This window comes from Paenibacillus validus NBRC 15382, from assembly GCF_004000985.1.
In the GTDB taxonomy this organism is placed as follows: Bacteria; Bacillota; Bacilli; order Paenibacillales; family NBRC-103111; genus Paenibacillus_G; species Paenibacillus_G validus.
Map to the genome: position 1 here is coordinate 25272 of NZ_BIMH01000008.1, position 14773 is coordinate 40044.

Below are 14773 nucleotides of genomic sequence, written 5' to 3' on the forward strand. Positions count from 1 at the left end.
ACTTTCATTTTGAAACAGGAACAAGGGTGGGCGACTTTCAAAAAAGTGTCCATCTTTGTTTTTTTGCGTTTATAATCAAAGAGATCTATCCGATGAATCTATCATTGGGCGAGTAGGGCGAATTGAAATGTTAAAGAGGAAGGTGAAGTATGGAAGACATTCGCGTGCTCATAGCCGAGGATGACCGGGAAATTAGCGATTTATTGAAGAAATATTTGGAGCGGGAGTTATACAGGGCAGATGTTGCGGTAAATGGAGAAGAAGCCCTTCGTCTGTTCGATAACAACAGCTATAACCTTGTCATATTGGATCTCATGATGCCCAAGATAGACGGGATCGAGGTGTGCAGAAGACTTCGAAACCAAACCAACGTTCCCATTCTGATGCTTACCGCCAAGGACCAGGAGAGCGAGAAAATTTTAGGCCTGGGCATAGGCGCGGATGATTACATCACCAAGCCTTTCAGCATGGGGGAAGTGGTCGCCAGAGTGAAAGCGCTGCTGAGGAGATTTTTGATTCTGGGCAGCGAGGGGATCGCGCAAGAGAAAACCATGATCAGGTACAAGGGCATCTCGGTCGATCTTAAGAAATACGCCGTCCATGTCGGCGGAGAAGAGATCGCGCTAACGGCCAAAGAGTTTGAACTGCTGAAGTTCTTCGTTTCCCACCCCGAACAAGTATTTACCAAGACACAGCTCTTTCGCCATGTGTGGGACAGCCATTACATCGAAGACGATAATACGGTGATGGTGCACATCCGAAAGCTCCGGAAGAAAATCGAGGCCGATCCCTCCAATCCGCAATGGATTCAAACGGTTTGGGGAATTGGATACAAATTTACAGGTGATCCAGATGTATCATCGTGAGCAGATCTCGCTGCTTATCGTTCAATTGATCGTCATCGCCGGGCTGGCGATCCTGCAATTCCATGACGTTACGTCCGGGATGCTCAGCGGGGGGTTAGTTGCCGCGCTTGGCGTGACAACGGGATTTCTTATCTTCATCAGGCTCCGTTCCCGCACCGGACTCAAGCATATGACTGCGGAGCTAAGGCGGGCTGTGACCGGGAATGTGAAGACAAGATTATTGGCCAAGGACGACCGGGTATGGAATGAAGTGATTTTTTCGGTCAATGCATTAATCGAGCAGCTGGAGAACGTTCAAATCGCGGCGGTCCAATCCCAGACGGCAAGAAGACGCCTGCTGTCCAGTATTTCGCATGATATCCGGACTCCGCTTACATCGATTATAGGCTATGTAGATGCCTTGCAGGATGAGATCGCGATTTCCGAACAAGAGAAACAGGAATACCTTGCTATCCTGTCCAGGAAATCTAACGGCTTGAAGGAACTAATCGATGAAATATTTACGATGGCGAAGCTGGATGCGGATGAAATGCCCCAACTGGAGGAAGCCCTTGATTTTGCGGAAATCATCAGGGAATCGCTAATCGCATTTTTGCCGGAGCTGAAAAAAATGGGAATGGAGCTGCATGTCCGTATTCCGGACGAGCATTGCCCTATCCTCGCAGATCGTCTAAGCGTGATGCGAATCATCGGCAATATCGTCAAGAATGCCATCTGCTATGGAAAGGACGGGAACGTATTGGGGATCGAGCTTGCAGAAACCGCCCATGAATACCAGCTGCTAGTTTGGGATCGGGGCCCCGGTATTCCCCAGGCCGATCTTGCGAATGTGTTCGAAAGAATGTACCGAAGCGATCCATCCAGGAACCCGGCGGGCGGAGGCAGCGGACTGGGGCTTGCCATTGCCAGAGCTCTGGTAGAGAAGAATGGCGGCAGGATAGGGGTGGAAAGTACACCGTGGGACAAGACGACGTTCGGCATTGCATTTAAGAAACAGTTAAAAATTAAATAAGAAGCAGTTAAACTCTTCCTCTTATAATGGAACCATTAGCTAATAGAAGGAGGTTTCATATCATAAGCGTCGTTATCCGAACTACCGATCTGACTAAAATTTACGGCAATCAGAAATCGGTCGATCATGTGAATATGACGGTGAGGCAAGGCGAAATCTACGGCTTTCTCGGCCGTAACGGTGCGGGCAAGACGACTACGATCCGCATGCTCGTCGGCTTGATCAAGCCGACCAGCGGTCAAATCGAAATTTTCGGGGAAAATCTGTTCGCGAAGCACAAGGAGATTTTACGCAGAATCGGGTCCATCGTTGAAGTGCCCGGGTTTTATGGGAACCTTACGGCCAGGGAAAACCTGCTGATTAATGCCAAAATTATGGGTGTCCACAAGAAACATGCGATTGACGAAACGCTGGAGGTTGTAGGACTGCAGGACGAAACCAGGAAGCTGGTGGGGAACTATTCCCTGGGGATGAAGCAGCGGCTGGGTATAGCGAGAGCGCTTCTCCATTATCCGGAGCTGCTGATCCTCGATGAGCCTACGAACGGACTGGACCCGATCGGCATCAAGGAGATGCGAAGGCTCATTAAATCGCTGGCCGCAGAAAGAAAGATTACGATCTTGATTTCCAGCCATATTTTATCGGAGATTGAACAGCTGGCGGATCGTATGGGCATTATTCATCAAGGGAAGCTTCTCGAGGAGATGGCGATGGATCAGCTCCGGCAAATCAATCGCAAATATGTGGAGTTCCAGGTATCCAACGACAATAGAGCGGCCATGCTGCTGGAAAATCACTTCCATATCCATGACTATGAAGTGCATGATGAAGGCCGTATCCGCGTCTATTCTCATCTGGGGCAGCAGGGGCAGATCAATCGAGTGTTGGTGCAGCACGAGATTGAAGTATCGAGGATCGTGCTCAGCGAAGACAGGCTGGAAGATTATTTTGCGAAGTTGGTGGGAGGCGGCGCCATTGGTTGATCTGTTATATACGGAGCTCTTGAAGCTGAAGCGCTCCAGGATGTTTCTGTTAAGCGTGATCGGCGCTGCGGTGGCGCCGTTTATGGTCGTCGTTTCCACGTATATCCATATCAAGACGAAAGAACCGACGCGGGTTGTTCCTTTTCAGGAGCTGTTGTTCAATTCCCATTTGTATACGGTGTTATTAATAGGAGTTCCCCTGTATGGGGTCGTCACCGCGTATCTCTTTAACCGTGAATATATGGAGGATACCCTGAAAAATCTGTTAACGATCCCCGTCTCAAGGACCAGCCTCATGTTGAGCAAGATGCTCCTCTTGTTCATGTGGATCATGCTGCTGAGTTTGCTTGCATGGGGGCTGACGCTGCTGCTGGGCGTAGTCGGGCAGTTCGAAGGGTTAAGCGCCTCGTTACTCGTGGAGTCTTTGCGGAAATTTATGATTACCGGCGCATTTCTCTCGATGCTGTCGACCCCCCTGATCCTGATCGCCATCGTACTGAAAAACTATGTGCCCACGATTATCGCGACCATCGTCATCACGTTGATCAATGTGATGGGCTCGAATTCGGAATATAAAGGATTGATCCCCTGGACAGCCGCATTCGATATCGCGCACGGTACGCTTCTGCAGGCTTACCCGCCGGCATATTCTTATATGGTCATTGGGGCTATCTCGATCATCGGATTCGTTGCCACCCTTACCTACTTCAGAAAGGCGGACATTCATTAATGCCAGAAATGATTAGCGCCATTATATTAGGAATTGTGGAAGGATTAACGGAATTTCTCCCGGTCTCGTCTACGGGTCACTTAATTTTGGCCGGTGCTCTCCTGGGCTTTGAAGGAGGTGCCGCGACCACGTTCAAGATCGTGATTCAGCTGGGAGCGGTGATGGCCGTCCTTGTGCTGTATTGGACAAGGTATATGGATATTGCAAAGGATCTTCTGACCTTCAATTTCTCGACCAAAAACAAATTGAATGCGATTCACATGATGATTGCCATGATTCCCGCTTTAATCGTTTATCTGATCTTTAAAGACTACATCAAACGCTATTTGTTCGGACCCGCTCCTGTCCTGATCGGTTTAGTCGCCGGCGGCATCCTGATGATCGCAGCCGCACGGCTCGGACGAAAGGTAACCGCCGAGAATACCGACGACATTACCTACAAGCAAGCGCTCGGCATCGGATTATTCCAATGCTTCGCGCTCTGGCCCGGGTTCTCGAGATCGGGATCGACGATATCGGGCGGGCTGCTGCTCGGCACCAGCCAGAAAGCGGCCGCGGACTTTACGTTCATCATCTCCGTCCCGGTCATGCTCGGCGCAACGGTGCTGGACATGTACGACAGCCGGGAGTTGTTAACCGCAGATGCGTTAATTCTGTTCCTGATCGGTTTCATTGCTGCCTTTATCGTGGCGATGATCGCGGTGGTCACGTTCCTGAATCTGATCAAACGGCTTAAATTGGAGTGGTTCGCGCTGTATCGCTTCGTGCTTGCGGCGGTGTTCTATATCTTTGTCATGTAAGGCACTTGAGGGCTCCGATCAGGGGCTTTTTTCCTCTAATTTCCGGATTTGCTTGCTTAGTATGGCCAAGAGCCGAGCTGGTTTCAGACCTTGTATCCTGATTCCGCTCGGCTTTTTCATGCACACGTTATTAGTCTCAAGAACTACGCCCACAGCACTATGCAAATCTGCTATAGTAGAAGTAAAGCTCATGGTCAGACGACTATTCGTGGCGGGTGAAAAGATTGGTAAAACTGTGGCCTATAGTGTTATTTATGACGGGCATTCAAGGATGGGTGTTGTCGCTTCCTCGCTTTTTTGGCTGCCGCCATTGTGGAGGATGTCCGGGGCTTCCGGGAGCAAGCCGCTCTCGATGATGACATGACCTTCCCTGCTGTCAAAATTACGGGGTTGCAGTACTAATCACACGGAGGGGATATGCATATATGGAAGCGGGAGCGAATTATAGAGTCGCCGTTCTGGGGGTTGAAGAGGAAACTACGGCAAGAGTCATGAATGCGCTGCTAGGCTACAGGCTGCTGCCGGATAAAAATATACATGGCAATGGGATTCTTATCCAACATTCGCAGCGGCCGGCCTTACAGATCACGCATCACCAGTATCAGGGGCTGCCCGTAGAAACCTATCCGCCGAAAGGCAGGCGGATGCATCCGAACGATCTGCGGGACTTGCTGCATGAGAAGCTTGGCGCAAAGGGATTGACCATAGGGGATATAACCCTTTCGTATAGCTACGAGGAGATAGGCATCCAGTGGACCCGTGCTTCTTTAGTAAACGGGATTGAATTTGCCTTGATGGGTAACATTAACTTATGGACAACACATAAAGAGGCTCATATTACATATCCCGATTCAGACGAAGAGGTCGACTTTTACCGTTTGCCGGACCTTACAGGCGCGGACATGGTGCTAATTATTCTAAACATGAGCTGGGGATATTTCCGTTCTACGGACATGTTGACCGACTATATCGAGAAGCTGCAGGCGAAGGGATTCGGTAAAACGAACGGTAATAAACCGATCTATTTCGTCTTAGATACGTACGGCAAGCCCTCTGCGAAGGAAGCGGCGGAGAGACGAAGCATGTATATGCAGGCGATCAAGCCCTTTATCGAGCTCCCGGCCTTCTTCGAGATCAACGCGCATTACGCCTTGCAGGCGAGGCAGTTTATCGAATCGGAAGTGGGCTTAGAGGAACTGCAGCAGGACGAATCGATTCAATTTTTTGATTTGGACGGGACCTTTATTCAAGGATTGAACCTGGAGCCTGTTCATGTCCAGCGTTTACAGCAGGTTAGCGGCATCGCGTTGCTGGAAGAGGCGCTCGCCGATTTGGCAAGCGATCATAAGCCGAAGATTGCCCGCGCCGCCAGCATCACGCGCAAGGCTCCGGCAGAAAGACCGAAGCCTGAGCCGGTAAAAAGGCAGAGGAAAGCGACCCCCGGTCCAAAGCCTGAAGTGGACATGAAAGAAATCGTAGCTGCGCTTAAGAAAGAAGTGATCGCCACCATTAAAGAGGAACGGGCGCTGCCCAAGCAGCGTTCGCTTAAAAATCACGAGATCCGCGAGATCTTCCTTGCTGCCTTGAAGGAGGCGAAGGAAGAAATCAACATCATCAGCCCTTGGATTACCAAAAAAGTCGTCGACGCCGATTTTATTCGCATGCTGGAAGAAGCCCTGAAGCGGGGAGTTCGCATTAAGATTTTGTACGGAATTAGCGACCCCTCCTCCCGCCAATATGGAAAACCGGACGAAACCGTCCCCTTGGCCGCCAGTTTGGTCAAGAAGTTTAGCAGGTACGGCGATTTATTCAAAATGAAGTACGGCCAGACCCACCAGAAATTGCTCATCTGCGACAATCGGTATTTCGTGGATGGCAGCTTTAACTTCCTCTCCTTTAAGGGCGAGTTTGTGGACGGTACGAGATCGGAAGGCGCTACCTATTCGGAAGATCTTGTTCTTATCCAACATAAGAGAAGCGCGTACTTCGATTTTTAATGAATCGAATGGCAGCCGGCATGTCCCGATGTATGCGTCGGGACTTCTTTGCGTTTCAGAAGGTACATGGGTCGCACGGGCTGCGGTTTATGGTGCGGTTAGCAAGAATTTTCCTCAAAGCGCCAAGATATGTTCATTTTCATCGAATGAAGGATATGCTATATTACAAAGTTGATCCCGTACCACGTTAACGTGAATCGCGGAGAGGAGGATACCCTGCATGCTCCGGTGGATAAAATCGCCGCTATCTTCAATTCGGGGAAAAATCATACTTTCCTTTATCCTGCTCATCTTTATTCCTATCACCATTATCATCTATAACGTATATGTATCCAGCCAGGAGGTCGTGCGCCGCGAAGTGAATCAGAGCCGTCAGGAAGCGGTTCGCCATACGGCAAGCAGCATCGACGGGACGGCTGAGCGGATGCTCAACGCCTCTCATTTGATCGTCAACGATACCGAAGTGGCTGCTTATTTGCAGATGAAAGACCGGCAGGGCTGGATGACCGATTATCCGTCGTTCCAGCGATTTACGTCGGTTCAAAAGAAGCTGATGAATATTCGCGACATTCTGCTCGACAGCAATGCGGTGGTCGCTTTGCTGGACTTTGGCGGACATGTCTTGTCCACAGCGCCCGGTTCCGAGGAGTCGGGGCTGTACGAGCAGCTCCAGAAGGAAGCCTGGGTCCAGGAGACTCTTCGATTAGAAGGCTGGCCCTACTGGCAGCTCGCGTATCAGGGAACGCTCCTTCCTCCGTCGCAGGCTGCGGAAGAGAGCTCGCTGTTCCTGATGTCCCGGCTGATTAAAGACAGCTCGGACGGCAAAGCGGCAGGGCTTTTGTTGATTGGGCTGCCGTCCCCGATGGGGACGGGCATCCTCCCGGGGAATGCCCCGGGGACAGACCAGGCGACGCTGCTGATCAAGAAGGACGGGCAGCTGCTCGACCAGCGGGGGCCTGATCTGCCGCAGGAGGTCGTGAGTCTGGCCCTTCGGGCGAACACGCTTTCCCGCCAAGAGGAATACCGAAGCATTCAAGCCGAAGGACAGCGCTTTGCGTTGAATGAGGCGTTCATGCCGCATCTGGGGTGGACCGCGGTGCAATTGGCCCCCGAAGAGGAGCTGCAATCGCGTCTGGGACAGATCAAAAATCAATCGCTGCTTTGGCTGCTTGTTTGGTTCTTGATTTTCACGTGTGCGTTTGCGCTTGTGATGCTGCAGTTTGCCAAACGGATCGGGCGGCTGCTGCATTCGATGGACCGGGTTGGACAAGGGGACTTCTCCTCCCGGGTTTCCGTTCGCGGGTCGGATGAGGTGTCTCAGCTTGGCTTGCGCTTCAATGAGATGGTCGGAAGACTCGACGATCTGATCCTGAGGCTGTCCGAGGAGCAGCGGCGCAAGGAGGAAGCGAGGTTTCAAGCGCTCCAGGCGCAGATCAATCCCCATTTCCTGTTCAATACGCTGAATTCCATCAAGTGGTCAGCGATGCTTTCCGGGGCGCAGCACGTCAGCCAGATGATTACAAAGCTTGGCAAGCTGCTTGAAATCTCGATGAGAGCGGATCGGGAGCGGACGACGCTGCGTGAAGAGCTGAGTCATCTGGAGATGTATATGGATTTGCAAAAGCTGCGCTTTCACGATAATATTCACGTTCACGTCGACGTGCCGGAGCGGCTCATGTCTTGCGGAATTCTTCAATTTACGCTGCAGCCGATTGTGGAGAACAGTATCATTCACGGGAATCGTACCCCGCTGAAGGTTTCCATCACCGCCCATGAGGAAGGGGACAAGCTGGTGCTGTCGATTTCCGATAACGGACAAGGGATGGAGCCTGACCAGCTCGAACGCCTGTTCACGGACGGAGCGCCGTCCCATGCCAAATCGACCGGCATCGGCATCCGGAATGTGCACGAGCGGATCGCGATGCATTTCGGACCCGGACATGGGCTCCACCTAAGTAGTGTACCTGGTAAAGGGACGACCGTGACGGTCACTCTTCCGCTTGCAAAGGAGGCGGCGCAGCATGATTAACGTGTTGATTGCGGACGACGAAATTTTGGTCCGGATCGGATTGAAAACAATCATTCCTTGGGAGGATAACGGGTTTCGACTCGTCGGGGAAGCCTCGGACGGGAATGAGGCTCTGGCGATCATGGAGCGGACCCCTTGCGATATCGTGCTGACGGACATTCGGATGCCCGGTTGTGACGGGCTGCAGCTGATCGAACGCATCAAGGAAAAGTTTCCTGCGGCCAAGTGCCTGATTCTTTCCAGCCATAACGATTTTGAATACGTCCAGAAGGCGCTGCGGCTGGGCGCTGTCGATTATATCCTGAAGCTGACCATGGAGCCTGAGGAGCTCTTGGCCAAGCTGGTCCGGCTGAAGGAAGAGATTGAGGCACAGCGGCTGACCGCCACGGCAGCGACGCGGCTGGAGATGCAGGCACACTTGTACGGCAAGGAAGTGAAAGAGAAACGGATGAGGGATCTGCTGACCAAGCAGTGCACGCCGGGGGAGATCCGGGCCACCTTCGCGGAATTTCACATACCGGCGCTCAACCCCCCCTACCGTATTGTGAACCTCCAGCTGGACGCTTATGAGGAGGTGCTGGAGGAAAATAATTTCCAGTCCGAGAAGCTGCTGACTTATACCGTGGCCAACATTCTGACCGAAATATTGCGCAAATACGACGACGGCGAGCTGGTGGAAATCGAGGGCGGCCGGTTTGCGGTCATCACCGATTATATGGAAGCGGACATGCTGCTTGAAATGCAGGAGGCGGTCCGCACGTTCCTGAAGCTTTCCGTGAGTGTGGGTTACTCCGATTCGCTGATGTCGACCGATGAGCTGTACACCGGCTATCTCCAAGCCAAGACAGCGCTGGAGCACCGGTTTTACCGGGGGATGGGCGGTATCATCGCTTTCGATTCGCTGCAATATGCGAGTCCCCTGGAGACACACGTTCCATGGACGCAAGAGCAATGGATCCAGCTGATTGAGAAGCAGGATGAAGCCGCGGTGCTCGCGCTGTTGGACCAGTGGACGGACAGCCTGCGCGAAGGGCCTTTCCGGAGCCCGGATATGCTGCGCGAGGAATGGGTAGAGCTCGTCCACATTTTCGGTCACGGATTGCGCCCGCTGAAAGGCGATTTATACGCCGTGCCTCCGCACCGGAACCGGTATCCGCTGCACGCCGTTCGCCAGATCGAAACGCTGGAGGAGCTTTACGCGTGGTTTTGCGGATGGATAGGCGGATATTTTCAATATTACAAGACGCTGGCTACGCAGCAGTGGAGACCGGAGATTGCAGCGGTCGTACAGCGAATTCGCGAGCATTACGACGAACCGCTGAAAGTATCGGAGCTGGCTAAGGAAATCGGGTTTACGGAGAACTATTTGAGCGTGCTGTTTAAACGGGAAACCGGGGAAACCATCATGGACTTCATAACCCGGATCCGGATGGATAAAGCGAGGGAGCTGCTGAAGGACCAGCACTACAAAGTGTACGAGATTGCGGAGAAGGTCGGGTATACCGATACGAACTATTTCAGCAAGCTATTTAAAAAAGTGGAGGGCATTCATCCGCTGGAATACCGCAAAACGGTGCTGGGCCGTAAATAAGCAGCAACCAAGAATGAGACGGTTTTTAGCAGGAATCACCCCTTCTGCCGCAGGTCCATCTTTGTTAAGCTGAGGTTCGAAAGCTAAAGCATACACCATGGAGGGGTTCAAGCTATGAAAAAATGGGTTATGGGTACGGCTGCCGTTGTCATGTCCGCGTCCTTAATTGTTAGCGGTTGCGGAAGCAATACCGATACGCAAGCGAACAGCGGCGCAAACGGCGAGAAGAAAGCGGTGAAACTGCGCATGTGGGGCGCCGTTCCGGAAGAGAACGGGCCGAAAGCCGTGATTGACAAGTGGAACCAAAGCCATCCGGATATTCAAATGGAATATGTTCGCTACGTCAACGACGATTCAGGCAATACGAAGCTGGATACGGCATTGATGACGCAGTCCGACGCTCCGGATATTTTCGTCAGCTACGGGGAGGCCAACCTGAACCGCCGCCTGAATGCGAGCATGACAGCTCCGCTTGACGAGCTGATCAAGAAAGAAAATTTCAATGTCGAAGAGATCATCGGCATGGAGAACATCCAGAAATTCAAGGATCAAATCCACTATTTGCCGGCGAACAAGATTATCGACATGATCGTCATCAACAAGAAAGCTCTTGATGAAGCCGGTGTCAAGGTGCCTGCCGAGTGGACGTGGGACGAGTATGTAGCGCTGGCTCAAAAGCTGACGAAGGACGGACGGAAGGGCAGCTTCATTACGCCGGGCTCCGACTTGTTTATCAGCAAATTCGCGCTGGCGACCGTACAGCCGAAGGATGCTTTCTATACGGCGGACGGGCTGTCCAACTTCAACCACCCTGCTGTGAAAAAAGGCTTGGAGCTGCAAAAAGCGTTGTATGACCAGGGCTCCATGGTGCCTTGGGCGGAAGGCGTAGCCAACAAGCTGGATCCGGCGAACGAGCTTCTGACGGGCAAAGCCGCGATGGTTTACGGCGGCACGTACATGCTCCGCACGATCAAGGACACGGCCAAATATCCGCGCGACTTCGCGGTAGCTTTCGCTCCTACTCCGCAGTTTGCGAAGGGGACGAACGTCAACAACGGCGGTGTGAACGACTTCATGTCCATTAACAAGAACAGCGCCAACAAGGAAGCGGCGTTCAAGTTCATGGCTTGGTACCTGCAGGAAGGCAACATGGATATGGTTGCCGGCGGACGCATCCCGACGAACAAGAAAGCAGACTTTAACAAAATTACAGAGCTGATCATCGGACAAGATGAGAAGATCATTGATAAAGAATCGTTGACGGCGCTGATCAAGGGCAACCTGACCTTTGCAACGCGGTTCAACTCGGTCGCATTCCCGCAGCTGAACACGATTCTCCGGGAAGAATCCGAGAAGTTCTTCATGAACGTGCAGGACATCGACAAAACGATGGAAGCCTTGAAGTCCCGCGCCGACAAGGCTATTCAATCGGAGAAGAAATAAGGCTGCGCCCATAAGCGTGCCGACGAACGCCCCTATCTTAGGATGGGGGCGTTTTTCTCATGACCCGAACCAAGAATCACCCTTAAAGTGCAAAGCTTTCGCCATTCTGTCCGGGGGCCGGGTCTCTTACAATGAGAGCATCAAGAAAAGAGGGTGACTTCACGTGAAAAGTAGATTTAACCAACAAAACTTCAAGGAGAATCTGGCGGGCTATCTGTTTATCCTGCCTAACTTTCTCGGGGTCTTTTTATTTGTCGTGTTTCCGCTTTTATTCAGTCTGGTCATGGTCTTTATTGACTGGGATTACATGATGGGCTTCTCAGGCATCGAGTGGGTCGGCTTGGCGCACTTCAAAAAGCTGATGACCGACGAGTATTTCCTGCAGTCCCTGAAAAACAATTTCATCTTTACGGCGGTGACGGTGCCCGCGGCGATGGCTATCGGTCTTGTCATTGCGGTCATTCTGAACAAGTTCGTCTATTTGAAAAATTTCCTCCGCGTGTTGTTCTTCCTGCCCTATGTAAGCAGTATCGTAGCGATCTCGATCGTGTGGAGCGTTATGTACAACCCGGCGAACGGACCGATTAACGGAGCGCTTCGTTCGTTAGGCGTCGAGAACTTGCCCGGCTGGCTCGCCAGTCCCGATTGGTCGCTGACAGCGATCATCATCATGGTCGTATGGACGTATACGGGCTATACGATGGTGCTCTACATGGCCGGCCTTCAAGGGGTGCCCAAGGATTTGTACGAAGCGGCTTCGATCGATGGAGCTACAGGCGTGAAAAGCTTCTTCAAAATCACGATTCCGATGTTGAAGCCTACGAGCTTCCTGATCGCCGTGACGCTGATCATCTCGACCTTCCAGGTATTCGCGGCCGTGGCCGTTATGACCAAGGGGGGGCCGCTGAACTCGACGATGGTGCTCGCCTATCACATTTACGTTCAGGCGTTCCAATATTACGAAATGGGCTACGCCGCCGCCATGTCCTGGGTCTTGTTCCTGATTATCTTCGTGATCACCATGCTGCAGTGGCGGGAACAGAAAAAATGGCAAGATCAGTTCTAACAACTTCCGAGTAACCGGTAAAGGAGCGCACATCCCATGAATACGACATTAAAAATGAGAGAGGTCGGCCTGAAGCTGGTCATGACGGTGATCTTCACGGCGTTGGCCGTGGTCATGGTCACGCCCTTCCTGTGGATGATCTCATCTTCCTTCAAGCTGCCAGCTGATATTTTTAAATACCCGATCGATTGGATTCCGGAGCGATTCGTGCTCGACAATTACAAAGAGGTTTGGTTCGGCAAGTACCCGTTCCTGCTCTACTATTGGAACTCCGTCAAAATTACCGCGATCACGGTAGGCGGATGTCTCATTACAAGCGCGCTCGCCGGGTTTGCCTTCGCCAAGCTGAAATTCAAGGGACGTGATTTCTTATTCGTCCTTTACCTGGCCACGATGATTATTCCCGGCCAGATTTTGCTGGTGCCGCGGTTTATCCTGTTCGATAAGCTGGGCATGCTCAATACGCACTTGTCGCTGATTCTGCCTGGCATGTTCACGGTGCTTGGCACGTTCATCATGCGTCAGTTTTTCAGCACGCTGCCGAATGAATTGCTGGAGGCTGCGAAGGTGGACGGCGCCGGCTACTGGCGGATGTTCTGGCAAATTTCGCTGCCGCTGACCAAGCCCGCTCTAGTGACACTGCTGATCCTTACGTTCACCTGGCACTGGAACGAGTACGAGAATCCGCTTATTTTTCTTAGAGACAACAAACTGTATACGATCCCGCTCGCGCTCACGAACTACGTGGACGAGAACAGTACGAACTATACGTTAATTATGGCCGCTTCCGTTTCCGCGCTGCTGCCGCTGATCGCCATTGTGTCGATATTCCAGAAATGGTTTATCGAAGGGATCGCCAGCTCGGGAATTAAGGGATAAGGCATACGAAAAGGAGCTGCTTCTACATGCAAACTATCGAAACGGATATTGTTGTCGTCGGCGGAGGGCCGGCAGGAATCAACGCGGCCATTGCAGCCGGACGAAGCGGTGCGCGGACGCTGCTCATCGAGAGATACGGATTTTTGGGAGGGATGTCGACGATCGCGCTCGTGTATCCCTGGATGACCTATCATACGATGGACGGGAAACAGGTGATCGCCGGGATCGCCCAAGAAATCATCGACCGCCTGATGGCGCTGAACGCCTCTCCGGGACACGTTCGGGATACTTGCGGGTTCGTCAGCACGATCACACCGTATGATCCGGAAATTTATAAGGTGCTTGTGCTGGATATGCTTCGCGAGGCCGGCGTGAAGCTGCTGCTGCATAGCTTTGTGGACGACGTGACGGTGAAGGACGAACGGATCGAATCGGTTCGGCTCACCTCGAAATCCGGCAAGATCGACGTGAAAGCGAAGATGTTCATCGACACGAGCGGCGACGCGGATGTCGCTTACCTGGCCGGTGCGCCGATTCTGAAAGGCCGGGATGAGGATCAGCTCACCCAGCCGATGACGATGAAGTTTCGCATGCGCGGCGTCGATCTGGCCCGGGTCAAGCAGTACATGATCGAGCATCCGGAGGAGTTTTACAAGAAAACGCCGATCGATGAGCTGGATCAATTGCCGCTGACGGCGGTTCAAGGCTTCTACAAGCACTGGAAGGAAGCGGCGCTGCCGATCAACCGGGATCAGGTGCTCTTCTTTACCGGTCCGGGCGAAGACGAGGTGCTGGTCAATACGACGCGTGTGCAGGGGCTGGACGGAACCCGCGTGGAGGATTTAACGGAAGCGGAAGAGCTCGGCCGCAAGCAAGTGCTGATGGTCGCCGATTTTATGGTCAAGCATCTCCCGGGGTTTGAGAAAGCATCGATCTCGCAGGTCGGCGCGCAGATCGGGATTCGCGAGACGCGGCGTCTGGACGGCGTGTACAGCCTGCAAATCTCGGATGTGACGGAAGGCCGCCGATTCGAGGACTGCATTGCCCGCAGCGGCTACCCGATCGATATCCACGATCCGAAGAACAAAGGCGTCACCGCGGCCTGGATCGCCGGCGACGGCGCCTATGATATTCCTTACCGCAGCCTGCTGGCCAAAGGGGTTTCGAATTTGCTTGCGGGAGGCCGCTGCATCTCCACTTCGCACGAAGCGCTGGCGACGACGCGTCTTTCCCCAAGCTGCATGGCGACGGGGCAGGCGGCCGGAACCGCAGCCGGTATGGCGGTGAAGCAGGGCGTCAGCCCGCATGAATTGAATGTGAAGGATCTGCAGCAGCAGCTTCGTCAGGACGGCGTCCTGTTAGACTAAAGAAGAACAT

General features: G+C 52.7%; 12 protein-coding genes. All 12 read left to right on the top strand.

The window, feature by feature from the left end:
• The first annotated feature begins 149 nt into the window (after positions 1 to 149).
• The 12 genes from PVA01S_RS07995 to PVA01S_RS08050 all read left to right on the top strand — a co-directional run bounded on the left by PVA01S_RS07995 (position 150) and on the right by PVA01S_RS08050 (position 14763).
• Positions 150 to 866: a response regulator transcription factor gene (locus PVA01S_RS07995; RefSeq protein ID WP_127606654.1), complete on the top strand. Its 717-nt coding sequence runs from the start codon at positions 150 to 152 to the stop codon at positions 864 to 866.
• Positions 853 to 1878: a sensor histidine kinase gene (locus tag PVA01S_RS08000; protein ID WP_127606656.1), complete on the top strand. Its 1026-nt coding sequence runs from the start codon at positions 853 to 855 to the stop codon at positions 1876 to 1878. Before PVA01S_RS07995 ends, PVA01S_RS08000 begins: the two co-directional genes overlap by 14 nt.
• 26 nt (positions 1879 to 1904) lie before the next feature.
• Positions 1905 to 2861 carry an ABC transporter ATP-binding protein gene (locus PVA01S_RS08005; protein ID WP_127606658.1) on the top strand — a complete coding sequence of 319 codons (957 nt, stop codon included), beginning with the start codon at positions 1905 to 1907 and terminating at the stop codon, positions 2859 to 2861.
• Positions 2854 to 3591 (top strand): ABC transporter permease, encoded by a 738-nt coding sequence (locus PVA01S_RS08010; protein ID WP_127606660.1) that lies wholly within the window; start codon positions 2854 to 2856, stop codon positions 3589 to 3591. The genes PVA01S_RS08005 and PVA01S_RS08010 overlap by 8 nt, the downstream gene beginning before the upstream one ends.
• Positions 3591 to 4391, top strand: a complete 801-nt coding sequence (locus PVA01S_RS08015) for an undecaprenyl-diphosphate phosphatase (RefSeq protein ID WP_127606662.1) — start codon at positions 3591 to 3593, stop codon at positions 4389 to 4391. Before PVA01S_RS08010 ends, PVA01S_RS08015 begins: the two co-directional genes overlap by 1 nt.
• A 425-nt stretch (positions 4392 to 4816) precedes the next feature.
• On the top strand, positions 4817 to 6388 hold the full coding sequence (locus PVA01S_RS08020) for a phospholipase D-like domain-containing protein (RefSeq protein WP_127606664.1): 1572 nt from the start codon (positions 4817 to 4819) through the stop codon (positions 6386 to 6388).
• A 220-nt stretch (positions 6389 to 6608) separates the two neighbouring features.
• A complete protein-coding gene (locus tag PVA01S_RS08025; RefSeq protein ID WP_127606666.1) occupies positions 6609 to 8417 on the top strand; it encodes a sensor histidine kinase in 1809 nt (602 codons plus the stop codon).
• A complete protein-coding gene (locus PVA01S_RS08030) occupies positions 8410 to 10008 on the top strand; it encodes a response regulator (RefSeq protein WP_127606668.1) in 1599 nt (532 codons plus the stop codon). The genes PVA01S_RS08025 and PVA01S_RS08030 overlap by 8 nt, the downstream gene beginning before the upstream one ends.
• A gap of 114 nt (positions 10009 to 10122) precedes the next feature.
• A complete protein-coding gene (locus PVA01S_RS08035; RefSeq protein ID WP_127606670.1) occupies positions 10123 to 11451 on the top strand; it encodes an ABC transporter substrate-binding protein in 1329 nt (442 codons plus the stop codon).
• 163 nt (positions 11452 to 11614) lie between these two features.
• Complete coding sequence (locus PVA01S_RS08040) at positions 11615 to 12517, top strand: carbohydrate ABC transporter permease (RefSeq protein WP_127606672.1); 903 nt, start codon at positions 11615 to 11617, stop codon at positions 12515 to 12517.
• A gap of 36 nt (positions 12518 to 12553) precedes the next feature.
• Positions 12554 to 13396, top strand: a complete 843-nt coding sequence (locus PVA01S_RS08045; protein ID WP_127606674.1) for a carbohydrate ABC transporter permease — start codon at positions 12554 to 12556, stop codon at positions 13394 to 13396.
• Between the two features lie 26 nt (positions 13397 to 13422).
• Complete coding sequence (locus tag PVA01S_RS08050) at positions 13423 to 14763, top strand: FAD-dependent oxidoreductase (protein ID WP_127606676.1); 1341 nt, start codon at positions 13423 to 13425, stop codon at positions 14761 to 14763.
• Positions 14764 to 14773 lie beyond the last annotated feature (10 nt).